General features: G+C 65.9%; 19 protein-coding genes. 2 read left to right on the top strand and 17 right to left on the bottom strand.

The genetic code is table 11. The features are described 5' to 3' along the window. Nucleotides 1-97 precede the first annotated feature (97 nt). Nucleotides 98-1045 carry a patatin-like phospholipase family protein gene (locus C1H84_RS10145; RefSeq protein WP_244910875.1) on the bottom strand — a complete coding sequence of 316 codons (948 nt, stop codon included), beginning with the start codon at nucleotides 1043-1045 and terminating at the stop codon, nucleotides 98-100. 267 nt (nucleotides 1046-1312) lie between these two features. Here C1H84_RS10145 and C1H84_RS10140 point away from each other — a divergent pair, with 267 nt between their 5' ends. After that, complete coding sequence (locus tag C1H84_RS10140) at nucleotides 1313-2107, top strand: carbon-nitrogen hydrolase family protein (protein WP_047120494.1); 795 nt, start codon at nucleotides 1313-1315, stop codon at nucleotides 2105-2107. Nucleotides 2108-2230: 123 nt separating this feature from the next. Here C1H84_RS10140 and C1H84_RS10135 read toward each other — a convergent pair whose 3' ends face one another. Continuing rightward, a complete protein-coding gene (locus C1H84_RS10135; RefSeq protein ID WP_047120495.1) occupies nucleotides 2231-3595 on the bottom strand; it encodes an APC family permease in 1365 nt (454 codons plus the stop codon). A gap of 324 nt (nucleotides 3596-3919) precedes the next feature. Further along, complete coding sequence (locus C1H84_RS10130; RefSeq protein WP_113607329.1) at nucleotides 3920-4609, bottom strand: TetR/AcrR family transcriptional regulator; 690 nt, start codon at nucleotides 4607-4609, stop codon at nucleotides 3920-3922. A gap of 101 nt (nucleotides 4610-4710) precedes the next feature. Between C1H84_RS10130 and C1H84_RS10125 the strand changes: the two genes are divergently transcribed. Next, nucleotides 4711-6327, top strand: coding sequence for an amidohydrolase (locus C1H84_RS10125; RefSeq protein WP_113607328.1), 1617 nt, complete (start codon nucleotides 4711-4713; stop codon nucleotides 6325-6327). Between the two features lie 625 nt (nucleotides 6328-6952). On the opposite strand, the gene galE is transcribed toward C1H84_RS10125, so the two are convergent. The 14 genes from galE to uraH form a co-directional block, all read right to left on the bottom strand. Next, entirely contained in the window at nucleotides 6953-7912 is a 960-nt protein-coding gene (gene galE, locus C1H84_RS10120; protein ID WP_113607327.1) for a UDP-glucose 4-epimerase GalE, read from the bottom strand. After that, entirely contained in the window at nucleotides 7909-9093 is a 1185-nt protein-coding gene (gene galK, locus C1H84_RS10115) for a galactokinase (protein ID WP_047120499.1), read from the bottom strand. The genes galE and galK overlap by 4 nt, the downstream gene beginning before the upstream one ends. Then, nucleotides 9093-10199, bottom strand: coding sequence for a galactose-1-phosphate uridylyltransferase (gene galT / locus C1H84_RS10110; protein WP_047120500.1), 1107 nt, complete (start codon nucleotides 10197-10199; stop codon nucleotides 9093-9095). The genes galK and galT overlap by 1 nt, the downstream gene beginning before the upstream one ends. 42 nt (nucleotides 10200-10241) lie before the next feature. After that, a complete protein-coding gene (locus C1H84_RS10105) occupies nucleotides 10242-11171 on the bottom strand; it encodes an aldose 1-epimerase family protein (protein ID WP_047120501.1) in 930 nt (309 codons plus the stop codon). Between the two features lie 11 nt (nucleotides 11172-11182). Further along, nucleotides 11183-12364: a multiple monosaccharide ABC transporter permease gene (gene mmsB, locus C1H84_RS10100; RefSeq protein ID WP_047120502.1), complete on the bottom strand. Its 1182-nt coding sequence runs from the start codon at nucleotides 12362-12364 to the stop codon at nucleotides 11183-11185. Continuing rightward, a complete protein-coding gene (gene mmsA / locus C1H84_RS10095) occupies nucleotides 12361-13899 on the bottom strand; it encodes a multiple monosaccharide ABC transporter ATP-binding protein (protein ID WP_047120503.1) in 1539 nt (512 codons plus the stop codon). The genes mmsB and mmsA overlap by 4 nt, the downstream gene beginning before the upstream one ends. Nucleotides 13900-13986: 87 nt before the next feature. Beyond that, nucleotides 13987-15156 carry a multiple monosaccharide ABC transporter substrate-binding protein gene (gene chvE / locus C1H84_RS10090; protein WP_047120504.1) on the bottom strand — a complete coding sequence of 390 codons (1170 nt, stop codon included), beginning with the start codon at nucleotides 15154-15156 and terminating at the stop codon, nucleotides 13987-13989. A 244-nt stretch (nucleotides 15157-15400) separates the two neighbouring features. Further along, nucleotides 15401-16912 carry an L-arabinose isomerase gene (araA, locus tag C1H84_RS10085; protein WP_047120505.1) on the bottom strand — a complete coding sequence of 504 codons (1512 nt, stop codon included), beginning with the start codon at nucleotides 16910-16912 and terminating at the stop codon, nucleotides 15401-15403. Nucleotides 16913-16919: 7 nt separating this feature from the next. After that, the gene (locus C1H84_RS10080; RefSeq protein ID WP_113607326.1) at nucleotides 16920-17636 is read right to left on the bottom strand and encodes an L-ribulose-5-phosphate 4-epimerase; all 717 of its coding nucleotides are present in this window, start codon (nucleotides 17634-17636) and stop codon (nucleotides 16920-16922) included. An 11-nt stretch (nucleotides 17637-17647) separates the two neighbouring features. Further along, a complete protein-coding gene (locus tag C1H84_RS10075) occupies nucleotides 17648-19261 on the bottom strand; it encodes a xylulokinase (RefSeq protein WP_113607325.1) in 1614 nt (537 codons plus the stop codon). A gap of 164 nt (nucleotides 19262-19425) precedes the next feature. Then, nucleotides 19426-20487, bottom strand: a complete 1062-nt coding sequence (locus tag C1H84_RS10070; RefSeq protein WP_113607324.1) for a LacI family DNA-binding transcriptional regulator — start codon at nucleotides 20485-20487, stop codon at nucleotides 19426-19428. Nucleotides 20488-20626: 139 nt separating this feature from the next. Continuing rightward, a complete protein-coding gene (locus C1H84_RS10065; protein WP_113607323.1) occupies nucleotides 20627-22162 on the bottom strand; it encodes a nucleobase:cation symporter-2 family protein in 1536 nt (511 codons plus the stop codon). Nucleotides 22163-22239: 77 nt separating this feature from the next. Then, nucleotides 22240-23163 carry a factor-independent urate hydroxylase gene (pucL, locus tag C1H84_RS10060; protein ID WP_047120510.1) on the bottom strand — a complete coding sequence of 308 codons (924 nt, stop codon included), beginning with the start codon at nucleotides 23161-23163 and terminating at the stop codon, nucleotides 22240-22242. Nucleotides 23164-23167: 4 nt separating this feature from the next. After that, the gene (gene uraH / locus C1H84_RS10055; RefSeq protein ID WP_047120511.1) at nucleotides 23168-23524 is read right to left on the bottom strand and encodes a hydroxyisourate hydrolase; all 357 of its coding nucleotides are present in this window, start codon (nucleotides 23522-23524) and stop codon (nucleotides 23168-23170) included. Nucleotides 23525-23538 lie beyond the last annotated feature (14 nt).

Here is a 23538-nt window from a genome sequence, read left to right as displayed (position 1 = left end):
GCGATCCGGATGGATGGCGAGTGCCGGAAGGACACCTGGTCAGCCGTCAGGGACCGCGAGGAGAATCAGCCCGCACGGAGCAGGAAACCGCGACGGATCAACGCCAAAACTCCCGGATCTCTCCGACCTGTTCCCGGCCTTGGCGGAATCCCTCGCGGGCAGCCGTCGAGCGCAGGGACTGGTTCATGGCGTTGACGCCCACGTAGGCTTCGGCGGCGGCATCCGGCACGATGATCTGGATCTTGCTTCCGGACGCGCGAAGCTGGTCCGCCTGCGCCGACAGCTGCATGCCCCAGCTCTCCGGGTGCAGGCTCCGACCGCCCAGCGGAGACAGCACCAGCACCTTGTCGTATCCCTGCGCCAGATCTGCGTTTTCATTCCGGCGGTAGCCGCCGTCGATGTAGGCGCGCTCCCCGAGCCAATACGGCGGGCCGCTGGAACAGCTGGCGGCCACGGCATCGACCAGCGGAACCCCGCTGGACTTGTCGAAGACCACCGACTCGCCGTCCTGCGCCTGCACTGCGGTGAGATAGACCAGCCGCTGCGGCCAGTCGGCCTGCGCCATGCGTGATTGCACGATGGATCTCCACCGGGCGCTCAGCTCCCTGTCCCAGGCACCGGGCAGATCCAGCGCGGCGGCAGCCATCCTCCGGTGCATGTCCTCCGGTCCGGAGGAAGCGGAGCTGATGGACCTGATGCGGGACAGCTGGTCGGGAACTCGGGCCGCAGCCGGTGCGGTTGCAGGTCGAGGGGCAGCTGCCGGAGGCGCCGGTGCGGCGATGACCGCTTGGTAGAGCTCGGTCGGGGTGGAGCCGACAAGCTGGGCGGCCGCGGTGGCGCCGGCGGAAGTTCCCACCGTCAATTGCGGCGCGCTGACGTCCAGGCCTTCGGAGGCCAGCCCGGCGAGCACGCCGATCAGCCAAGCGTTCCCCGTGGCTCCTCCGCCGCCCAGCACCAGGGCTCGGGCGCCGGTGGTTTTGGGCAGGCCGGAAAGATAGGGATACGCCGTGCTGACGCGGGAGGTCGGATAGGAGGATGAGTTCATGGCGGGTGCCTTTCGGAAGAATTCCTCGGGCTCACCCGCAGGCCGGCTAGGAGTTCCGGGCCGTCGTACGGGACAGGGGTGCGCCCACGGTCGATCGTGCGGACATCGGGTACCACCTCCCTGCAACGGGTTTGAACTGCGTGCATTCATCATAAGGCCGTATCAGACGCATGCGACCGGCCGCATTGCCATTTTTTGGCCCGCCTACGTAGAGTCGACGTAGATGCGGCGTACTCCACGCGCCGCCGGCGAAGGGACGGGAACATCATGAAGATCGCGCTGGCACAGGTATTGAGCACCGGCGATCCCCAGCGCAATCTGGCGATCATCCGCGACCATGCCAAGCAGGCCGCCGAGGCTGGCGCATCGCTGATCGTCTTCCCCGAAGCTATGCAGGTTGCCTTCGGCAACCCCGTGGAAAAGTTCGCCGAGCCGGTCAACGCCCGCTGGGCCGGGCTGCTGCGCCAGCAGGCCCGCGACCTGGGCATCGCCATCGCGGCGGGCATGTTCACCCCCGGCGAGGGCGGCCGGGTGCGCAACACCCTGCTGGTCGTGGGCCGCGGCGTGGACACGCACTACGACAAGATCCACCTCTACGACGCCTTCGGCTATCTGGAGTCGGAGGCCGTCACCCCTGGCGACACCCCGGTGCAGTTCGAGCTAGATGGAGCCACCATCGGCATGGCCATCTGCTATGACCTGCGCTTCCCGCAGCTGTTTGTGCGCCATGCCCGCGCCGGCGCCCAGATCAACATCGTGACCGCGTCCTGGGGCGGCGGCGAGGGCAAGGCCGAGCAGTGGAAGGCGCTGGCCCAGGCCCGCGCACTGGACACCACCACCTTCGTGATCGCCGTGGACCAGGCCGATCCCGAAAGCGTCGGCCGGCCGCTGAAGGGTGCCGCTCCGCTGGGCGTGGGCTACTCGATGGCCGTCGACCCGCTGGGCCGCGTCATCGCTCAGGCAGGACCCGCGCCCGAGTTGCTGATCGTGGATTTGGACCTGGGCCTGATCGAGGAAGCCCGCAGGAAGCTTCCGGTGCTGGCCAACGCCGTCGACCTCTAGGCTCGCTCGCTCAGAACCCCTGGACAACACCGCGGAGCGGGCACCGGCGATTGCCAAGTGCCTGCTCAATAGCGCTGCATGGATCCCCGGTCTGGCCTTACCCGGGCAGGCGATGCGCTCCCGCTACTCGGATAGATCCAGCATTGGCGCCTTGCGCTTGAATCCGCCGGTGACGTAGCCGAGGTAGGCAAGACCCAATACAATCCACGCCAGGCCGATCTGGAGCGACAACGGGCTCAGGCTGGTCCAGAGCCAGATGGTCAGGCATAGGCCGACCAGCGGCAGCAACAGGTAGTTCACGGTCGACGCCAGACCTCGCTGACGGTGGGCTAGGAAGTAGTACTTGATCACGGCAAGGTTGACTGCGGAGAATGCCACCAAAGCGCCGAAGCTGATCATCGCCGACACCATTTCCAGGCTGGCGAACAAGGACGTGAGCGAAATGAGCGAGACGATCAGGATCACGAAGGTCGGTGTCTTAAATCGCGGGTGCAGATAGCCGAACACCTTGCGCGGCAGAACTCCGTCCCGGCCCATGCTGTAGAGAATACGCGCCACCGATGCCTGCGAAATCAGGGCGGATCCGAGTGCGCCGCAGATGAATCCTGCCGTGAAGAAGATGGCCAGGAAATCTCCGCCCGCCGCGAAAATCACCTGGATCGATGCGGAGTCAGCATTTTCGAATTCGTGGCTGGGGTATACCAAGTGAGACAGGTAAGCCAGGCCCACGAACATTAGTCCGCAGATCAATGTGGTCAGCAGAATTGCCCGCGGCATGTCCCGTTTCGGGTTGCGTGCTTCTTCGGCGAAGGTCGTGATGGAGTCGAACCCGAGGAACGACAGGCACAAGATCGCCGCTCCCGCAGCCAGTGGCGCGAAGCCGCCGGGCTCTCCGTTCCCCCGGAACGGTGCCCAGAGATCCACGGAGACCTGCTCCTTGAGGTAGGCCACCGAAAAAATGACGAACAGGATGATGAAGAGAAACTGGAAGCCGATGATCACGATGTTCGTCCGCGCCACGGAGACAATTCCAACGACGTTCAGCACCGTCACCACGACCATTCCAGCCAGCATGAACGCCCATGGTGGGATCGCCGGGAAGAACTCATGCATGTAGATCCCGAGCAGCAGGTAATTGATCATCGGCAAGAAGAGGTAGTCCAGCAGCAGCGCCCAGCCGGCCATGAACCCTATATTCGGGCCGAAGGATCGCTGCGTGTACACATATGCCGACCCGCCCACCGGGAAAGCCCGCGACATCAGCCCATAGGAGCGTGCGGTGAAGATCATCGCCACCATGGTAATCAGGTACGCCAGCGGCAATCGCCCACCGGTAATCTCGGTGACGATGCCGTAGGTGCTGAAAATAGTCAGCGGAACCATGTAGACCATGCCGAAGAGCACCAGATTGGGCAGGCCCAGGACCCGGTTCATCTGGTCGGTGGCAAGCACTGCGCCACCCGGTGGCTTGAGTGGAGATTTCGACATGATGAGCACCTTTCCGTCCGCTACCCGGCATAATCCACCTGCCAGAGGTGCAGGGGCTGGAAGCCAAGGGCCAGATTTAAATGAAGAACGTTCACTAAAGGTAGTGACTGGAGTCACTTGGCGCAAGGGGCGGGCTGGCGCAACCGCCAGCGCAAAGGGCGCCGAAAAGCCCGCCTGACATCGCGAGCAAGGCTTTAATTGCAAGGCAAAAGAGCCCCCCACTAGGCGAAACAGGGGATTGTTGACACTCGAACCGGCCGGTGGACATCGAATGTTCGGCCGCAAAAGGAAATTTATATTGTTAATTTCCACGCAACATTGGTGTTACATGCCTACGTGATCGCGCTGTCCCACTTCTCGCTCAACGGCCGCGATGATGGCGCGCAGCCCGAAGTCGAACGATTGCTCGCTGACTGTCGAGCGCGCTTGCCGCGCAAATTTCTCCCCCAGCTCCAGGACTTCCACATGGCGGGTCTGGCGGGCCCCCGAATCCCCCTCGGGCACTACGGCAACATGGGCTCCGGGAGCCACGATGTCCAAGGCTGCGCCAACCACGAGGGACTCAAAGGCAATCATGATCATGAGTATCCGGGGAACGGCCACCCCTGCCCTGCGAAGGATGCCGCCCAGCTCCTCATAGATGAGCCCTGATTCGGATTCTTCCGTGATCGGCGTGGCCACGATCAGCTCGACGGCCGCAGGAACCCGCAGCAAGGCGTCACGGAACAGTTGGCCGAAATGGAGCAGTGCTTCTGGCCACGGGAGCTCGGCGATCAGGCTCTGGTCAATGGAGCGAATCATGTCGCGACGCATGAGGTTAATCAGGTGCTGCCGGTTGTCCACGTGGTTATAAAGCGCCGGAGTCCGCACGCCCAGCGAACGGGCGAGCTTACCCATCGAGAAGTCTTCGGCCCCACCTTCATCGAGCAGCGAGAAGGCGGCCTCGACGATGCGTTGCTGAGTGAGGATCGGCGTGGCCGGGCGTCCGGCAACACGATGCGGCGTAGAAGACATGCACTAACTCCCTTGGTTATTTCCTATCCAATCATGGACAGTAGAGGGCCCAGTGGTTAGACTCAACGATAATTAACACTATTCATTTAGGAGTCGAGCTGATGCAGACGCCCGAAACCGTGATCTTCGCGGACACCATTCACAGCCTGGACGGTGAAAAGCAGTACACCGCCATAGGCATCACCGCGGGAGTAGTGACGCACCTCGGCTCCCGCTCCGAGGCAACGGAGTGGTCAGGACCGGATACCAAGGTGATCGACCACGGGACGGCAACCATCACTCCCGGCCTCGTCGATGCGCACATTCATCCGATATTCGGCCAGTCGGTCGCCCGCGGAGTATTCCTGGGCGATGCCAAGGACCTGGACGACGCACGCAGGATCTTCGCCCGCCATGCCGAGTCACAGCCTGCAGATGCACCGGTGCTCGGCTACGGACTGAACGTAGCGGTCTTCGGCGAAGCCGAACCCCACGGCGGGCTGCTCGACGAGGCAGCTCCCGGCCGGGCCAGCTACGTCACCTGCTTTGATGCACACTCGGCGCTGGCTTCGCAGCCCATGCTGGCAGCAGCCGGCATCACCGGCACGGAGACGTTTGACGACGCCTCCAGCATCGTGGTGGATTCCGAGGGCCGGCCTACGGGTTTCATCCGCGAATTCTCCGCCATGGCCCTGGTGGAAGAGGCCCTGCCGCCGCTGACCATCGAGGGCAAGGTCGACGGACTGGAACGCCTGTTGCGCGGCATGGCCGCCAGCGGCCTGACCGGTGGTGAAATGCTGGATTTGGCGGATCCCGACTCGCTGGAGATCCTGCGCAGGCTCGAAGAACGCACGGAACTGCCGATCAAATTGCGAGTCGCTCCCTGGATCATGGCCAGCGACGCTCCCGAACAACTGCGGCATCTGATCGAGCTGCAAGGACAGCACGGCAGGCGCTGGCAGGTGCGGGGCGTGAAGCTGATGATCGACGGCACCGTCGACAACGGCACCGCTTGGCTTTACGAACCGGACACCGAGGGCGAGTCCACGGAGTCCCTGTACCTTGAGCCCCAGCGGTACGTCGACAACCTGCGGACGCTGGCCGCAGCCGGCATCACCACCACGACCCACGCCATCGGCGACCAAGGCATCGGGTTCGTCATCAAGGCCATCAGCGAGCTGCCTGGGAACGGGGTCCTGCACCGGATCGAGCACCTGGAGGAAATGAACGACGAAGACTTCACCGCGCTCAAGTCCAGCGGCGCCACGGTGAGCATGCAGCCGACCCACTGCACCCACTTCGTGCGCGCCGACGGCTCCGACGCCTGGTCCCGCCGGCTGGGCGGCCACCGCGCGTCGTTCGCCTTCCGCCTGCGCGATGTGCAGGACGCAGGCATGGTCCTGGCCCTGGGGTCCGACTGGCCCATCGCGCCGTACGATCCGCGCCTGATCCTGGCCGACGCCCAGACCCGCCGGCGTACCGAGGTGCCGGGCAGCGATTCGGCCCAGCCCCGCCACAAGCTCAGCGCACGCGAGGCCCTGGAGGGGTACACCGTGAACGTGCACGCCAGCACCGGTGCTGTTGGCGGGCGGATCGTGCTCGGCGCGCCTGCGGACCTGACAGTTTTCGCGGAAGATCCGCTCTCGCTGGCTCCCGAGCAGCTGTGCACGGTCGACGTGCTGGGAACGTACCTCGACGGGCAGCCGGTCAACGCCGGCGACCCGCTGCTGACCGCCTGAGCAACGGCAGGCAGGCAGCCTGCCGGCGAGCGCGCATCGCGGAGGCGTGATGGCCTAGTCTGGGCAGATGACCCGCCTTCGCCTGACGCATCCTTCGGAGCTGCTGTTCGCGCTCTTGACCCGCGGAACCGTTGCCGGTGTTGCCGTCGCTGTGTTGTGCATCGTGATTCTTGAGTTGCGTGAGTATACCGTCATCACATTCCTGTATGGCGTACCCTTCGTGCGCTGTACGGACTGCTGGTTGCCGGTGGGGTCTACGCCGTGCTCGCCTTCGGGCATCGGCGCAGGCCCGGGGGCGTCATGCAGCGGCTGGTTCCGACAGCCGCCGCAACTGCGGCGGTCCTCTGCATTCCTGCGGGTCTGATGACGACCGGGCTCGCCGGCTGGGAAGGCGCAGGGTACCTGCTGCCGGCCGCGGCGCTCGTCGCCTTGGGCTCAGCGGTCGCCGCTTGGTGCATGCAACGGGCGATACGCGCTACCGGGCAAAAGCTGAACGCCGGTCGCCCGGACCCGATTCCTCCTCGACCGGCCCGAGGCTAAATGGTTCCGGACCCTTCGAGCACCTCGATGGAATAGTCCACCGCAGCCTTTGCCCGGCCGGTAAGCCCCGGGGCGGGCCGCGTGCCTACCGGGCGCGCGAAGCCCGCCAGGCGCTGTCCACCATGTCCTGCAGGCTGTGGCGCATTCTCCAGCCCAGGTCCCGGGCGGCCAGCGTGCCGTCGGCCACGATGCGCGCGGGGTCCCCAGGGCGCCGCGGCTCGAGCAGCGGGGTGAATCCGATGCCGGTGACCGCTGCGACCGCATCCATGATCTGGCGCACCGAGGCCCCGTCGCCGGAACCCAGGTTGTACACCGGCTCCAGCCCGGATCCGGCCGCCAGCTGCTTCGCCGCCTCGACATGCGCCAGGGCCAGGTCCGCGACGTGCACGTAGTCCCGCACGCAGGTGCCGTCCTCGGTGTCGTAGTCGGTGCCGAAGATCTTCGGGGCCTGGCCCGAGTTCAGCGCGCGGAATACCAGCGGAAACAGGTTATGCGGGCTCGTATCGAACAGCTCCTCGCTGCCCGAGCCGACCACGTTGAAGTAGCGCAGCGAGGTGTGCTTCAGTCCGGCGGCCACCGCCTGGTCGCGGATCAGCCACTCGCCGATCAACTTGCTCTGCCCGTACGGGGACTGGGGGAAGGTGCCGGTCTGCTCAGTGACCAGCGCTTCGCCCGGGGTTCCGTAGACGGCGGCCGAAGAGGAGAACACCATGCGGTCCACGCCAGCCCGTTCCATGGCGGCCAGCAGCCGTGCGGTGCCGGTGGCGTTCTGCTCGAAGGCCAGCAGCGGATGCGACACCGACTCCCCCGCGTACTTGTAGCCGGCCAGATGGATCACGCCGGCCACCTGGTGCTCGACCAGGAGCGCGGTGAGCGTGTCCTCGTCGAGGATGCTCGCCTGGATGAAGGGCACGTGGTCCGGGACGAATTCGCGCAGCCCGCTGGACAGCGAGTCCACCACCACCGGGGCCAGCCCCACGGCATCCAGCGCGCGGACCACGTGGGATCCGATATATCCGGCGCCGCCGGTCACCAGCCAGCTCATGCCCTGCCCGCCCCCTCGTCGGCGCTGACGGTGAAGATCGACGGCCGCTGGAAGCCGGCCCGGCTGAACGCCCGGTACACCGCCTCGCTGGTTTCCTGGATTTTCCCCCGGTCGATCAGCGCGATGGCGCTGCCGCCGAATCCCCCTCCGGTCATGCGCGCCCCGACGGCGCCCGCGGAACGCGCCGCCTGGACCGCGACGTCGAGCTCGGGCGCGGAAATCTCGTAGTCGTCCCGCATGGATTCGTGGGATTCGTAGAGCAGCCGGCCCACCTCCTGCAGATCCGAGTCCCGCAGCGCGGCCACGGCATCCAGCACCCGGCGGTTTTCGGTGACGATATGCCGGGCCCGGCGCTTGACCAACGGATCCAGCCCTTCCAGCTCCGGCACCGAGCTGATCTCGCGCAGCGAGGCGACCCCCAGGGCGGCGGCTGCCTGCTCGCAGCTGGCGCGGCGGGCCGCATAGCCCCCGTCGATGTGCGAGTGCTCCACCCGGGTGTCGATGACCAGCACCACCGCATTCCAGTGCTCCAGCGGCAGCGGCACCGCGGTGGATTCAAGGCTGCGGCAGTCGAGGAACAGCGCGTGCTCCGCATGGGACATCAGCGAGGCGCTCTGGTCCATGATGCCGGTCGGGGCGCCGACGAACTCGTTCTCCGCGCGCTGGGTCAGCCGGGCCATGCCGGTCTTCTCCAGCTGCAGCCCAAGCAGGTCGTTGAGCGCCACGATGGTCCCGACCTCCAGCGCATGGGAGGATGACAGCCCTGAGCCCACCGGAACGTCCGAGTCGACCAGCAAGTCGAACCCGGTCAGCTCGACGTTTTCCTGCTGCCCCAGCACCCAGGCCACGGAGGCCGGGTACGCGGCCCACCCCGGCACGGCCCCGGGGGCGAGGTCTTCGAGCCGCACGCTGGTCACCTGCTCGCCGCCGAAGGTGGAGGCGAACTGCAGCAGCTGCGGATCCGCGCCCTGCGGATCGCGGCGCCGCACTGCCACCAGGGCGTTTTTGTCGATGGCGAAGGGCAGCACGAAACCCAGGTTGTAGTCGGTGTGCTCGCCGATCAGGTTCACGCGCCCCGGCGCGCGCCACACGCCCTCCGGTTCCTGGCCGTAGATTTTCGCGAAGCCGGCGCGCAGGGCCTGGATGCGCACAGCGGTCCGGCGGGAGTTGCTGGCGCTCACTATCCCACCTCGCGAAGCCGTGCGGCGGTCTGCTCTGCAGGTACGTCGTTGATGAACGCACCCATGGCCGCTTCGGAGCCGGCCAGGTACTTGAGCTTGTCAGCCGCGCGCCGCGGGCTGGTCAGCTGCAGGTGAAGCCGCGACGCCTCGCGGGCGCCGTCGACCAGCGGGGCCTGGTGCCAGGCGGCGATATAGGGGGTCGGAGTCTGGTACAGCGCGTCGAAGCGCCGCAGCAGGCCGCGGTACATGAGCGCCAGCTCGTCCTTTTCTTCCTCGGACAGCGCCGCGAGATCCGCGACGTGGCGGTGCGGCACCAGGTGCGCTTCCAGCGGCCAGCGGGCCGCGTAGGGCACGAAAACCGAGAAGTGCTCGCCCTGCTCGACCATCCGTGAACCGTTTTTTTGTTCAAAATCCAGGATGTCGCCCATCAGGGTGCGGCCGGTTTGCGCCAGGTGCGCCTGCGCCTGCTGCGCCATCTTGTGAGCGGTCGGGGTGAGGTACGGGTAGGCGTAGATCTGGCCGTGCGGGTGGTGCAGCGTCACCCCGATGTCCTGCCCGCGGTTCTCGAAGACGAAGACCTGCTTGATTCCTTCCATGGCCGTCAGCTGCGCGGTGCGCTGCGCCCAGGCTTCCACCACGGTGCGGGCGCGCCGCTCGTCCAGCGAGCCGAAGGATCCTTCGTGGTCCGGGGTGAACACCACGACCTCGCAGCGCCCGACCGCGGCTTCGGGCACGGCGGCGGAGGCTTCCGGCGGGATCTGCCCCAGCAGCGGCCCGAGCGACGGGAAGCGGTTTTCGAACACGACGACGTCGAACTGCTCGGCCGGGATTTCGCTCAGCCTTCCGCCGGTGCTCGGGCACAGCGGGCATTCTTCCTTCGGCGGCAGGTAGGTCCGTGACTGCCGGTGCGCCGCGACGGCCACCCAGTCCCCGGTCAGCCGGTCGTAGCGCAGCTGGCCCGGTTCGCCGCGCGGATCCAGCGGGCGCAGGTCGTGCACCTGGCGGGGCGGCAGGTTTCCGGCATCGGCGAAGAAGATCGCCTCGCGGCCGTCGGCCAGGTGGTGGACGCGGTGGTGGTGTTCGTGAGGTGCGGTGCCCTGCGGCATGGCGTGTTCTCCCATTGACGGTGCACGGTGTGGTGGCGGTTCTCAGCGCGGCTGGACCGGGCCGATGAGCCAGGATGCTTGGTGGCTGGCCCCGGGTTCCAGCGCGATGAGGTGCTGGTGGCTGTTGAAGGCGTCAGGAGGGCAGGTCATCGGTTCCAGCGCCAGTCCCGTACGGTCCAGTTCCGGCTCCGGGCGGTCGGCGGTATGCACCTGGACCCACCGGCAGGCCTCGTCCCAGGTGATCTGGGCGCCGACCCCCTGGGCGTCGGTGACGCTGGCGTGGAAGAGGCCGGAGGAATCCGCCTGCAGGCGGGTATAGGCGTGGTCGATGAAGGTCTGCCCCAGCGCCCGCGGCGCGCGGAAATCCAGCGCCCCGTGATCGAATTGCTCCACCGGCACCAGCCGCCCGGGCAGCAGCCGCTCGCCGCGGGTTTCCTGCACGGCGGCGGCGGGCAGCGTAAGGACCCAGTCCTCCGGCCGGCCGGGGGCGAGCAGGTAGCTGTGCGACCCCCAGCCCAGCGGCGCGGTGTCCCGGCCGATGTTGGCGGCGGTCACCAGCGTGCGCAGCCCGTCCTGATCCAGCCGGAATTCGACGGCCAGCTCCAGCGCGAAGGGGTATCCCTCCTGCGCCGGGAGAAGCGCCGCAAGCCGCAGGGACGAGGCGTCCTCGGCGGTGACGGTGAAATCGGTATTCGCCGCCAGCCCGTGCAGCGCATGCCCGCGCGCCGGCTCGGTCAGCGCCAGCTGGTGTTCGCGGCCCTGCCAGCCGTAGCGCCCATCGACCACCCGGTTGGGCCAGGGGGCCAGCAGCGCCCCGGAGTAGACCGGGCGCGCCCTATCCGTGTCGAAGGGGCGCACCAAGGGCCTGCCCCGGAATTCCAGGCCGGCCAAGGCGGCGCCCACGCTGGCGATGCGCGCGGTGAACCCGTGGGCTTCCAGCGTGGCGATTTTTCCGTTCGCGGTGGTGCGCATGGCGTCCGGGCTCAACTGCCCTGGCCCACGCGGCGCTTGTTGTAGATGTCGAAGGCGACTGCCAGCAGCAGCACGATGCCCTTGACGATCTGCTGGGCGGAGGCGCCCACGCCCATCAGCTGCATGCCGTTGGAGAGCACCGCCATGACCAGGCCGCCGACGATCGCGCCGGTCACGCGGCCCACGCCGCCGGTGGTCGAGGCGCCGCCGATGAAGCAGGCGGCGATCGCGTCGAGCTCGAACATGTTGCCGGCGCCCGGCTGGGCGCCGTTGGAGCGCGAGGAGAACACCACGCCGGCCACGCCGGCGAGCATGCCCATGTTGATGAAGATCCAGAAGTTGATCTTCTTGATGTTCACGCCGGAGAGCTTCGCCGCGGACAGGTTGCCGCCGATCGCGTAGACATGGCGTCCGAACACGGTCTTGGTGGTCAGCACGTGGTACGCGATGATGAGCACGCCCAGGATGATCAGCACGATCGGCATGCCGCGGCTGGTGGCGATCTGCCAGAAGAACCACAGGATGATCGCCGCGGAGAGCAGGTTCTTGCCCAGGAACATCGCCATCGACTCGACCTGCTGGCCGTACTTCACGCGCCCCTGACGGGTGCGCCAGGCCGAGACGACCAGGCCGGCCACCGCGATCACGCCGATGACCAGGGTGAAGGTGTCGAAGCCGTAGCCGCCGAGCAGGCCGTTGAGGAAGCCGCCGGCGATCTTCTGGTATCCGGCGGGGAACGGCGAGAGCGAGATGTTGTTCAGCACCTCGTAGGTCAGGCCGCGGAAGAGCAGCATGCCGGCAAGGGTCACGATGAAGGACGGGATCCCCACGATCGCCACCCAGAAACCCTGCCACACCCCGCACAGCGCGCCGGTGAGGATGCCGGCGAGCATGCCGACCCACCAGGGCATTCCGCCCTTGATGACCAGCACCGCCGACACCGCGCCGGTCAGCGCGACCAGCGATCCCACCGACAGGTCGATGTGCCCGCCGACGATCACGATGATCATGCCCAGCGCGAGCACCAGCACGTAGGAGTACTGCAGGACGATGTTGGTGATGTTCGTCGGGCTGAGCAGCAGCCCGTTGGTCAGCACGGTGAACAGCAGCACGATCAGCACGAAGGCGATGTAGATGCCCGAGGTGCGCAGGTTCTTGGTGAAGATGTCTTTCAGCTCGGATGAGATCGTCATCGGGCGCTCTCCCTCTCAATGGTCATGAGCTCCATGAGGCGTTCCTGGGTGGCTTCGGCTCGTGGCAGCTGGCCGGTCATCCGGCCGTAGGCGAGTGTGTAGATGCGGTCGCAGATGCCCAGCAGTTCCGGCAGCTCGGAGGAGATGACCAGCACCGCCTTGCCGGCGGCCGCGAGTTCGTTGATGATCGTGTAGATCTCGTATTTGGCCCCGACGTCGATGCCGCGGGTGGGCTCGTCCAGGATCAGCAGCTCCGGCGCGGTGTGCAGCCATTTGCCCAGCACGACTTTCTGCTGGTTGCCGCCGGAAAGGTTCCCGGTCTTGGCCATGACGTTCGGGGTCTTGATCCGCATGGACTTGCGGTAGTGCTCGGCGATCTGGATTTCCTTGTTGCCGTCCACGAATCCGTTGGAGGAGATCTTTGCCAGTCCTGCCGCGGTGGTGTTCACGCGGATGTCCTCGATGAGGTTCAGGCCGAACTTCTTGCGGTCCTCCGAGACATAGGCGATGCCTGCCTTGATGGCCTTCCCGACGGTGGAGGTGTCCACCTTCCGGCCGTCCATGTGGACCTCGCCGGTGATGGCGCGGCCGTAGCTGTGCCCGAAGACGCTCATCGCCAGTTCGGTGCGCCCGGCCCCCATCAGCCCGGCGATGCCGACGATTTCCCCGGCGCGCACCTGGAGCGAGGCGTTGTCCACGACCTTCCGGTCCTGCTGGGTCGGGTGGTACACCGACCAGTTCTTGACTTCGAAAACGACCTCCCCGATCTGCGGGGTTCGGTCCGGGTAGCGGGCGGAGAGCTCGCGGCCGACCATGCCGCGGATGATGCGGTTCTGGGTGGAGGCCGGGTCCGACATGTCCAGGGCTTCCACCGACTGGCCGTCGCGGATGATGGTGGTGGTGTTCGCGATGTCTTCGATCTCCCCGAGCTTGTGGGAAATGATGATCGAGGTGATTCCCTGCTCGCGTAGCCCGCGCAGCAGCTGCAGCAGGTGGGCGGAGTCCTCGTCGTTCAGGGCCGCGGTGGGCTCGTCGAGGATCAGCAGTTTCACGTTCTTGCTCAGTGCCTTGGCGATTTCAACGAGCTGCTGCTTGCCTACGCCCAGCTGGCCGACCGGGGTGACCGGCAGTTCGTCCAGTCCCACGCGGGCCAGCAGCTTGGCGGCGCGCTGGTTGGTTTCGTTCCAGTCGATGAAGCCGCCGCGCTGGGTTTCGTTGCCCAGGAAGATGTTCTCCGCCACGGACAGGTAGGGCACCAGGGCCAGCTCCTGGTGGATAATGACGATGCCCTGCGCTTCGGAATCCTTGATGTTCGACGCTTTCAGCTCCTGGCCCTCGAACAGGATCCGTCCCTCGTAGCTGCCGTGCGGGTAGACCCCGGAGAGCACTTTCATGAGGGTGGATTTCCCGGCGCCGTTTTCACCGCAGATGGCGTGGATTTCTCCCTGCTGCACGGTGAGGTTGACGCCGTCCAGCGCCTTGACGCCGGGGAAGGTCTTGGTGATGTCCTGCATCTGCAGGATAGTGGTGTCCATGGGTACCCAGGTCCTTGCTGTGATCTTTGGTCGATGCGTCGGGTTGGCGGGCCGTGCCGGCCCGCCACCCCCCAGCCGGTAGGAGCGCTACTTGCTCTGACCGGACTTCACTTCGTCCGCGGTGTAGTAACCGGAGTCAACCAGCAGCTTCTGGATGTTGTCAGCAATCACGATGTCCGATTCCAGCAGGAAGGAAGGAACTGCCTTGACGCCGTTGTTGTACGACTCGGTGTCGTTGGCGGTCGGCTCGCCGCCGCCGGCGTAGGCCTTGACCGCGTCGACGGCCTGGCTGGCCAGCTTGCGGGTGTCCTTGAAGATGGTGGAGTACTGGACTCCGTCATCGATCAGCTTCACCGAGGCGATTTCCGCGTCCTGGCCGCTGACGACCGGCAGCCCGGCCTTGATGTCCTTGCCGTAGCCTGCGTTGCTCAGGGCGGTGATGACGCCGCGGGAGATGCCGTCGAATGGCGAGAGGACGCCGTCCAGCTGGGTCTTGCCGCCGGCGTAGTGCGCGGTCAGCAGGTCTTCCATGCGGCTCTGGGCCTCTTCCTGGCTCCAGCGCAGGGTGGCTGCCTGCTCGATCTTGGTCTGCCCGGACTTGACCACCAGGGTCTTGTCATCCAGGTACGGCTGCAGGGTGTCGATGGCGCCCTTCCAGAAGAAGTGGGCGTTGTTGTCGTCCAGCGATCCGGCGAACAGCTCGATGTTCAGCGGACCCTTCTTGTCGGTCTTGTTGCCGTCGGCATCCAGCAGGCCCAGGCCGGTCAGCAACGAGGTCGCCTGCTGCACGCCGACGTTGTAGTTGTCGAAGGTGACGTAGAAGTCGACGTTTTCCGTGCCGTTGATCAGCCGGTCGTAGGAAATGATCGGGATGTCCTGGTCCGCGGCGGCCTGCAGCTGGTTGGACAGCGCCGTGCCGTCGATCGAGGCGACAACGAGGATATCCGCGCCCTTGGTGATCATCTGGTCGATCTGCTGCTGCTGGGTCGGGATGTCGTCGTTGGCGAACTGCAGGTCCACCGAATAACCGGCTTCCTCCAGCTGCGACTTCACGGCATCGCCGTCGGCGATCCAGCGTTCCGAAGTTTCGGTGGGCATTGCCACGCCGACCTGGATGTCCTCCGGTGCGGTGGATTCTCCGCTGCCGGCTCCGGCGCCGCCGCCTGCACCGCTGCCGCCGCATGCGGCGAGGGTCGTGACCAGTGCGACGGATCCGAGGGTTGCCGCAGCCTTGCGGGCCCAGTTATTCCATGCCATTTTTCCTCCTTGAAAAGTCCGCCTCGCCCGGAAATGGGACCCGGCTCACACTATGTTAGCGCTAACAAGTGATATGAGCCACCCTTCCTTACAAAAATATCTTTCCGGGTTCGAGGCAACGAATGTGATCCACGACATTACGCGCAGGTCGTGGAGCCCAACCATCTCGTGACCTGATGTTACTGTCGCGTAATGCGTAGCGGTGATTGCCGGTAGCCGGGAATACCGGATGCCGCCTGAAGTTTCAGAAACCTTGGGCCAGCCGGAAATACGCCTGGTTAACCCGGATCTGCTGGGCGAAGTTGCGCCGGGTGGTTTCCTCGTCGATGACCAGCAACTCGGTGCCCGCGATCTCGGCGAAGATTTCGAATTCTTCAATTCCCGCACCCGTGGACATGACGGTGTGATGCGCTCCGCCGGCAGCCAACCAGGATTCGGTCGAGGTATTGAAGTCCGGACGCGGACGCCACACCGCCCGTGCCACCGGCAGGTTCGGCAGGTCGGCCGGCGGCGCGAGAACGTCCACCACATTTGCCGTCAGGCGGAAGCGTTCTCTCATGTCAGCCATTGATACGACCACCGCTCCCTCGGTTGCGCCGGCGTTGAAGACCATGCGCACCGGGTCCTCGCGCCCGCCGATTCCCAGCGGGTGGATTTCCACGCGGGGTTTTACGGTGGTCAGCGAGGGGCAGATTTCCAGCATGTGCGCACCGAGAATCAGTTCCCTGCCCGGGGTCAGGTCGTAGGTGTAGTCCTCCATGAGCGAAGCGCCGCCGGGAAGCCCTGCACCCATGACCTTGGCCGCGCGCACCAGCACTGCGGTCTTCCAGTCGCCTTCGGCGCCGAAGCCGTAGCCCTTGGCCATCAGGCGCTGCACCGCTAGGCCGGGCAGCTGCCGCAGCCCGCCCAGGTCCTCGAAGTTGGTGGTGAAGGCCCAGGCGTTGGCCTGGCGCAGGAATGTTTCCAGCGCGATCTCCTGCGCCGCGGCATAGCGCAGCGATTCATGGCGCGCGCCTCCCGCACGCAGCTCCTGCGCGACGTCGTAGTCGCGCTCGTATTCAGCGACCAGCGCGTCGACCTGCGCCTGGTCCACCGCGGCCATGGCGTCGACCAGGTCGTTGACCGCCCAGCTGTTCACCGACACCCCGAAGCGGATCTCCGCCTCGGTCTTGTCGCCCTCGGTGACCGCGACATTGCGCATGTTGTCGCCGAATCGCACCAGGTTCAACCCCTGCACCGCATCCCATCCGGCGGCGCCGCGCACCCAGGCGCCAACACGCTTGGCCACGGCCGGGTTGGATACGTGGCCCACCACGGTGGTGCGCGCGGCGCCCAGCCGGGTGGCCAGATAGGCGTACTCGCGGTCGCCGTGGGCCGCCTGGTTCAGGTTCATGAAATCGAAGTCGATCGATTCCCAGGGCAGCTCGACATTTGCCTGCGTGTGCAAGTGCAGCAGCGGCTTGGCCAGCGCCTTCAGGCCGGTGATCCACATCTTGGCAGGGCTGAAGGTGTGCATCCAGGTGATCACGCCCAGAACATTGTCATCCGAGTTGGCGTCGAGCATGGCGCGGCGGATGGAGTCGGAGTCCTTGAGCACCGGCTTCCACACGATGCGGGCGGGAACCTGGGCCGAGGCGTCCAGCGCCTCGGCGACTTCGGTGGACTGCTGCGCCACCTGGCGCAGCGTCTCCTCGCCGTAGAGGTCCTGGCTGCCGGTGAAAAACCAGATCTCCTTGGTGTCATAGGCCTTGGTCATGATGTCCTTACTGTCCGTAGACGTTCTGGTAGCGCTCGTAGAGCGAGTCGATATGGCTGGCGTCGAGAGGCGTAGGTTCGCCCAGCTGGAGCGAGATGTGGACCGTGCGGGCCACCTCCTCGCACATCACCGCGGCCTTGACCGCGGCGCGGGCATCCGGGCCGATGGTGAACGGCCCGTGATTGGCCATCAGCACCGCGGGGCTGCGCGAGCCGGACAACGTGTCCACGATGCCCCGGCCGATGGAGTCGTCCCCGATCACCGCGAAGGGGCCCACCGGGATGGGTCCGCCGAATTCGTCGGCCATCATGGTCAGCACGCACGGGATCGGTTCCCCGCGGGCAGCCCAGGCGGTCGCGTAGGTGGAGTGCGTATGCACCACGCCGCCCACGTGGGGCATGTGCCTGTAGGTGTAGGCATGGGCCGCGGTGTCCGAGGACGGGGCCCGCGTGCCGTCCAGCAGCTGCCCGTCCAGCGTGCAGACCACCATTAATTCGGCGGTCAGCTCGTCATAGGAGACCCCCGAGGGCTTGATGACGAACAGGTCCTGGCTGCCGTCAGCCACCTGAGGGTGGCGCACGCGCTGGGAGACGTTGCCGGCGGTCCAGACCACCAGTTCGTAGCGCGGCAGCTCGGCGTGCAGGCCCGCGACGACCTCCCTCACGCGCCGCACCTGATCGCGCATGGCCTCCGGGTAGTCCTGGAGGGTACGGCTTGAACTCATCGATGGCTCCTTCAGATGGCGTGGATGGCGGCGCGCTCGACGGACAGCCCGTCGACGTAGGCGCGCAGGTAGGCGGCGTAGCCGGCCACGTCCGTTGGGTCGGGCAGGACGGTGTTGACTGCGGCACCCGCGAAAACGCGGTCCGCGAGATAGTCGGACAGTTCCAGCTGCGGCTGCTCCGCGCGGGCCAGGCGGTAGGCTGCGAGTACCGCGATGCCCCAGGCACCGCCGTGTCCGGCGGTGCTCCCCACGGCGACGGGGACGTCGAGTGCCGCCGCCAGGAAACGCTGGGCCACGCCGGCAGTGCGGAAAATGCCACCGTGGGCATACATTTTTTCAACCGCCGCGTGTTCGGCAGCCAGGATCCGCATGCCCAGGCTGAGGGTGGCGAAGACCCCGTAGATGTGGGCGCGCATCAGGTTGCCCAGGTTCAGCGAAGAATCCGGGGTGCGCAGGAGAAGCGGACGGCCCTCCTGAAGCCCGGTGACCGGCTCCCCGGAAAGGTAGTTGTAGGCCAGCAGTCCCCCGCCGTCCCGGCAGCCTTCCAGCGCGGCGGCGAACAAGGTCGAGAACACCTTCTCGGAGGCCGCCGGGGAACCCAGCGCGGCCGCGAATTCGCCGAAGACCCCTGCCCAGGCCGCCAGTTCGCTGGCGCCGTTGTTGCAGTGCACCATGGCCACCGGATCCCCGGCGGGGGTGGCCACGAGGTCGATCTCCTGGTGCGGGAAGGCCAACGGGGCATCGAGCACCACCATCGCGAAAATGGAGGTGCCGGCCGAGACATTGCCGGTGCGCGGGGCCGTGGAATTGGTGGCGACCATGCCGGTTCCGGCATCGCCCTCCGGAGGGCAGAAGGCGGCCCCTGGCTGGAGGGTTCCGGACGGATCCAGCAGCCTCGCCCCTTCGGGGCTCAGCCTCCCCGCGTCCTGCCCGGCGGGCAGCACCTGCGGAAGCAGGTCGAACAGCCGCCCGCTGGCTCCGCTGGCTGCAGCGAGTTCGTCGAAGCGCCGCCCCAGCGCTGCATCGTAGCCGCCGGTCGCGCTGTCGATCGGGAACATCCCGGACGCGTCGCCGACCCCCAAGACCCGGCGACCTGTCAGCTTCTGGTGGACGTAGCCAGCGAGCGTCGTCAGGTGCCCGATGCGCGAAGTGTGCTCCTCGCCATCCAGCAGCGCCTGGTAGTAGTGGGCCACCGACCAGCGCAGCGGGATATTCACGCCGAAGGCTTCCGTCAGGGCCGCCGAGGCCTGCCCGGTGGAGGTGTTGCGCCAGGTGCGGAACGGTACCAGCAGCTCGCCGGCCTGGTCGAAGGCGAGATAGCCGTGCATCATCGCGGAAATGCCGATGGCCGCGAACTGCTGGGGTCGTACGCCATGGCGCTTCTCGGCGTCGGCCAGCAGCATGGCAACTGCCTCCTGGAGTCCGGAGGCGACAGCTTCGAGCGAATAGGTCCAGGTGCGCTCCACGTACTGGTTTTCCCAGGCGTGGCTGCCGCTGGCCAGTTGCTCATGGTCCGCCCCGATGAGGCTCGCCTTGATGTTGGTGGATCCGAATTCAATGCCCAATACGGCCTGCCCGGCGGCAATGCAGTCGCGCGCGGCGCGATCGGTCGGCACAACAGCCATGGGTACTCCATCCTCGGCCCCGGTGCGGGGCAGCGTCTTTACAGCGTCAACCCCTCGGGAGCGAAAACGGGGGCTGACGGGAACTTGGACTTAATGTTAGCGCTAACAAAATGAGATGCGCAATACATTCGGAGCTATTCTGCTCAGACCGCGGCGGCTGGAACCTATGCGGAGGGAGGCGGTGCGGTGCTCGCCCTGATCACCATGGTCGGGGCGGTCACGCGCGGCAGCGAATTCCCTTGGTCGGGGCTGAGCAGCTCGTTCAGGGCCGCCTGGCCGACCTCTTCGAAGGGCTGGCGTACCGTGGTGAGCGCCGGAATCAGGTAGTTGGATACCTGCAGGTCGTCGAACCCGGCGACCGACACGTCCTGCGGCACGTTCACGCCGCCCTCCCAGAAGGCGCGCAGCAGGCCGATGGCCAGGTAGTCGTTGGCGGCGAACACCGCTGTCACCTCGCCGGCGCGCACCTGCTCCACAAGGCGCTGGCCGGCTTCATAGCCGCTGGGAGACAGCCATGATTCGGCCGGAACCTCGATGGCGGGGGCCTTCGCGGCGGACATCTCCTCGCGCCAGCCGATCTTGCGTTCAACCGCATCGAACCATCCGGTGGGGCCCGAGACGTGGGCGATCTTCCGATGGCCCAGCGCCAGCAGGTGGCGGGTGGCCTGCCGGGCGCCCTCTCGCTGGTCGACGTACACGTAGCGCGCCGGGTCGTCGTCCGGAACGGAGGTGCGCGCGGCCACCACGACCACTGGCACCTTCAAGTTCGCTGCATCGATGGCATCGGTGATCTTCTCGAACGGCGCAACCACGACGACCCCGTCCACCCCTTGGTCGATCAGGTGGTTCAGCGCTGCCATGGAGGTACGCACGTCGTAGCGGTCCAGCGCGGTGACGGTCACGAAGTATCCCTTGCTGCGGGCGGCCGCCTCGATGGCCAGCACCGTGGACTGCGGTCCGAAGAACTCGCTGCCGACCGTCAGGATCCCGACGATGCTCGAATGGGAGGTGGCCAGCGTGCGGGCCGCGCGGTTGCGGCGGTAGCTGAGCTGCTCGATGGCTTCCAACACGCGTTCGCGGGTTCCCTGGCGGACGTTGGGGTGGTCGTTCAGCACCCGGGAGACGGTTTGATGGGATACCCCGGCCACCGCCGCGACGTCGGCCATGGACGGCGGACGGTGCGCGGCTGGCCCTTCAGTGGGCTGAACAGTATTCACATCCGTCATTATTGCAAACCATTCCTCCCGCCAACACGGGCGAACGCCCGCAGGCGCATGGCCTGCGGGCGTTGAGCCCGCTCAGGATGGATCCTTGTCCATCTCTTCGCGGTCGTTCTTGTTTTGTTCGGGATCCCCCGGGTCAGACTCAGTGCTCCGAGCTCCCGGCGAGCCTGGGTGCAGGCATCTGGATCGCTCCGGTCTGGATCTTCTCGTAGTCTTCGGAAGTGACCACGGGAATCTCGTAGCCGTCCTTGTCGATCAGCTTGCCGCCCTCGAAGTGGTCTCCTTCGATCAGGCCGCAGACTTCCTCTTCCTTCACCATGCGCGGCGGGGCCGCGGCAAAGACCGAGTTGTCCTTGGTGTTGCCGGCCTGCAGGACGTTGAATAGCAGGTTCAGCAGCACCGCCATGACGGCGGCCGAGGAGATCCCCGAGTGGAAGATGGTCTGGAACCACACCGGGAAGCTCTCGTAGAAATCCGGCTTTACGATCGGCACGCAGCCGAAGGCGATGGAGGCCGCCACGATGATCAGGTTCTTGCCGTCGTACTTGACCTTGGACAGGGTGCGGATGCCCGAGGCGGCCACGGTGCCGAACAGGACGATGCCTGCGCCGCCCAGGACCGGGGTCGGGATCGCGGCCACCACGCGGCCCAGGACGGGCAGCAGGCCGAGGACCACCAGGATGCCGCCGCCGGCGGCGACCACGAAACGGCTGGTGATGCCGGTGATGGCGACCAGGCCGACGTTCTGCGCGAAGGCGGACTGGGTGAAGGTGTTGAAAATTGGAGCGATTACGGAGGAGGCCATGTCGGCACGCAGGCCGTCGGCGATGCGCTTGGAGTCGACCTTGGTATTGGCGATTTCACCGACGGCCAGGATGTCTGCGGTGGTCTCGGTCAGGATTACGAGCACCACAATGGTCATCGAGATGATGCCGCCGATTTCGAAGATCGGCATGCCGAAGGCCAGCGGCTGCGGGAAGGCGAAGATCGAGCCGTTGCCGACCTTGGAGAAGTCCGCCATGCCCAGCAGGGCGGCGGCGACGGTGCCGATGACGATCGCCAGCAGGATGGACATGCGGGAGATCGCGGCATTGCCGATCTTCGAAAGCAGGATGACTACCAGCAGGGTGCCGGCGGCCAAGCCGATGTTGGCCAGCGACCCGTAGTCATCCGCCTTGGCATTCCCGCCCATGGCCCAGTTGGCGGCCACGGGAGTCAGGGAGATTCCGATCATCGTGATGACCGTGCCGGTGACGACCGGCGGGAAGAATCTGATGACCCTCGCAAAGAACGGGGCAATGAGGAAGCCGATGAGCGACGCCACGAGAACCGCGCCAAAGACCGCTTGGATGCCGCCTCCTCCGTTGACGATGGCGACCATGGTGGCCACCGAGGCGAAGGACGTGCCCTGCACCAGCGGGAGCTGCGCGCCGAAGAACGGGATGCCGATGGTCTGCAGGATGGTGGCCAGGCCGCCCACGAACAGGCAGCTGGCGACGAGCAGGCCGATTTCCTCGGGTGATAGACCGGCTGCGCTGCCGATAATCAGCGGCGGTGCGATGATGCCGCCGTACATGGTCAAGACGTGCTGCAAACCGTAGGCAAAAGTCTTGCCTAGTGGTAACTTGGCATCTTCGGGACGCGTCCCTTTGATAGATTCATCTTGTGTAGCGCTCATGGCTGACCTCCTAAGTCAGTCGCTGCCAAGGGTGTGCCGATGTGTCCGCATCGGCACACCCTCGCCGCTTATCAAAATTAGATAAATGCTGGAATGTTCGACCAGATCGGGTGCTTGGCTGCGCCGCCCTCACGGGTCACGGTGGCTTCGATCAGGCCGTATGGACGGTCCGCGGCGAAGAACACTTCATTCGGGTTGTCCTGGCCGAAGACCTCGAGGTCCACCAGGAAGTGGTGCTTGTTCGGCAGCGAGAACTTGATCTCGGCGATCTGCTCGTTGGCCTCCAGCGCGGCCTTGCCCATCTCGAACATGGTGTGCTGCAGCGCCAGCGAGTGGGTGTTGGCGAACAGCGTCAGCAGCTGCTCGCGCACCGAGGCATAGACCGCGTTGAAGTCGATGCCCGCCTCGATGGCTTCCGAGGTGTAGCGCCAGCGGGCGGTCACGTCGGTGGCCAGGATGCGGTCGCTGGTTTCCTTCAGGGTGGTGTAGCGGTCGACCGGGAAACCATGGAACTCGGAGCCGGTGGACTTCAGGACGGTCAGGTCCTCCAGACCGGCGACGATGCTCTTGGAGCCGTCTTCAGCGATTTCCAGCACCGCGGTGCGGACCTCGTTCTTGTTCTTCGAGAAGGCGTGGTCGTGGTCGTTGATGCGGTCCCAGAAGTACTGCTGGGCCGCCCAGCGGCCGCCGGTGATCCACTCGAACTCGCCGGTGAAGTGGGCGCCCAGGCGGAGCAGGAATTCCTCCGGGCTGTTCACACCGTCGCGGGCCAGGCCGTAGACGGTGTTCTTCTGGGTGTCGGTCGGGACGACCTTGCCGTTGTCCCCCTCCAGGTGGGCTTCGGTGAAGTCGCCGTGCAGCTGGCTGGTGACGTTCAGGTCTTCGATCTGGTGGCGGGCGGTGTCGCGGGTGATCTTGACCAGGCGGACCTCGGCCTTGCCGTACTGGTTCTCGCCAAGGACGATTCCGGTGGATGCTGGGGCGGTGATTTCGGTAGTCATTGTTCTAACTCCCTCGGTACGTGGAATATGCAAACGGGCTGATAAGAAGAGGTACGTGGTAGTGCTCATCGACGTTGTTGACGTAGAAGTCGATGGTTACCCCGGGGAAGAAGCTTTCCGTTCCCTGCTTCCCGAAGTAGTCCCCGATTTCGAATGAAACCCGGTAGTGGCCTGCTTCAACCTGAGTCGGGCCGAGGTTCTTGATGCGGCCGTCCGCATCGGTGATCCCCGAGCCGATTTCTTGCCAGCCGGATGCCGTCTTGGCTTCCAGCGTGGCCTTGACACCGGAGGATGGCCTCCCGGTCCCGGTGTCGAGAATGTGGGTGGTGATGTGGCTGCGCTCTGCGCTGGCATCTGCCATGTGTTCGTCTCCTG

The organism is Glutamicibacter soli (genome assembly GCF_003309065.1).
Lineage (GTDB): Bacteria > Actinomycetota > Actinomycetes > Actinomycetales > Micrococcaceae > Glutamicibacter > Glutamicibacter soli.
The sequence above is the reverse complement of the archived record's forward strand: the minus strand, read 5'-3'. Positions and strand labels throughout refer to the sequence as shown.

What these genes read in the sequence shown, in the direction of transcription:
- C1H84_RS10145 (WP_244910875.1), bottom strand. Translation starts at nt 1,045, where the DNA reads ATGAACTCATCCTCCTATCCGACCTCCCGCGTCAGCACGGCGTATCCC.
- C1H84_RS10140 (WP_047120494.1), top strand. Translation starts at nt 1,313, where the DNA reads ATGAAGATCGCGCTGGCACAGGTATTGAGCACCGGCGATCCCCAGCGC.
- C1H84_RS10135 (WP_047120495.1), bottom strand. Translation starts at nt 3,595, where the DNA reads ATGTCGAAATCTCCACTCAAGCCACCGGGTGGCGCAGTGCTTGCCACC.
- C1H84_RS10130 (WP_113607329.1), bottom strand. Translation starts at nt 4,609, where the DNA reads ATGTCTTCTACGCCGCATCGTGTTGCCGGACGCCCGGCCACGCCGATC.
- C1H84_RS10125 (WP_113607328.1), top strand. Translation starts at nt 4,711, where the DNA reads ATGCAGACGCCCGAAACCGTGATCTTCGCGGACACCATTCACAGCCTG.
- galE (WP_113607327.1), bottom strand. Translation starts at nt 7,912, where the DNA reads ATGAGCTGGCTGGTGACCGGCGGCGCCGGATATATCGGATCCCACGTG.
- galT (WP_047120500.1), bottom strand. Translation starts at nt 10,199, where the DNA reads ATGCCGCAGGGCACCGCACCTCACGAACACCACCACCGCGTCCACCAC.
- C1H84_RS10105 (WP_047120501.1), bottom strand. Translation starts at nt 11,171, where the DNA reads ATGCGCACCACCGCGAACGGAAAAATCGCCACGCTGGAAGCCCACGGG.
- mmsB (WP_047120502.1), bottom strand. Translation starts at nt 12,364, where the DNA reads ATGACGATCTCATCCGAGCTGAAAGACATCTTCACCAAGAACCTGCGC.
- mmsA (WP_047120503.1), bottom strand. Translation starts at nt 13,899, where the DNA reads ATGGACACCACTATCCTGCAGATGCAGGACATCACCAAGACCTTCCCC.
- chvE (WP_047120504.1), bottom strand. Translation starts at nt 15,156, where the DNA reads ATGGCATGGAATAACTGGGCCCGCAAGGCTGCGGCAACCCTCGGATCC.
- araA (WP_047120505.1), bottom strand. Translation starts at nt 16,912, where the DNA reads ATGACCAAGGCCTATGACACCAAGGAGATCTGGTTTTTCACCGGCAGC.
- C1H84_RS10080 (WP_113607326.1), bottom strand. Translation starts at nt 17,636, where the DNA reads ATGAGTTCAAGCCGTACCCTCCAGGACTACCCGGAGGCCATGCGCGAT.
- C1H84_RS10075 (WP_113607325.1), bottom strand. Translation starts at nt 19,261, where the DNA reads ATGGCTGTTGTGCCGACCGATCGCGCCGCGCGCGACTGCATTGCCGCC.
- C1H84_RS10070 (WP_113607324.1), bottom strand. Translation starts at nt 20,487, where the DNA reads ATGACGGATGTGAATACTGTTCAGCCCACTGAAGGGCCAGCCGCGCAC.
- C1H84_RS10065 (WP_113607323.1), bottom strand. Translation starts at nt 22,162, where the DNA reads ATGAGCGCTACACAAGATGAATCTATCAAAGGGACGCGTCCCGAAGAT.
- pucL (WP_047120510.1), bottom strand. Translation starts at nt 23,163, where the DNA reads ATGACTACCGAAATCACCGCCCCAGCATCCACCGGAATCGTCCTTGGC.
- uraH (WP_047120511.1), bottom strand. Translation starts at nt 23,524, where the DNA reads ATGGCAGATGCCAGCGCAGAGCGCAGCCACATCACCACCCACATTCTC.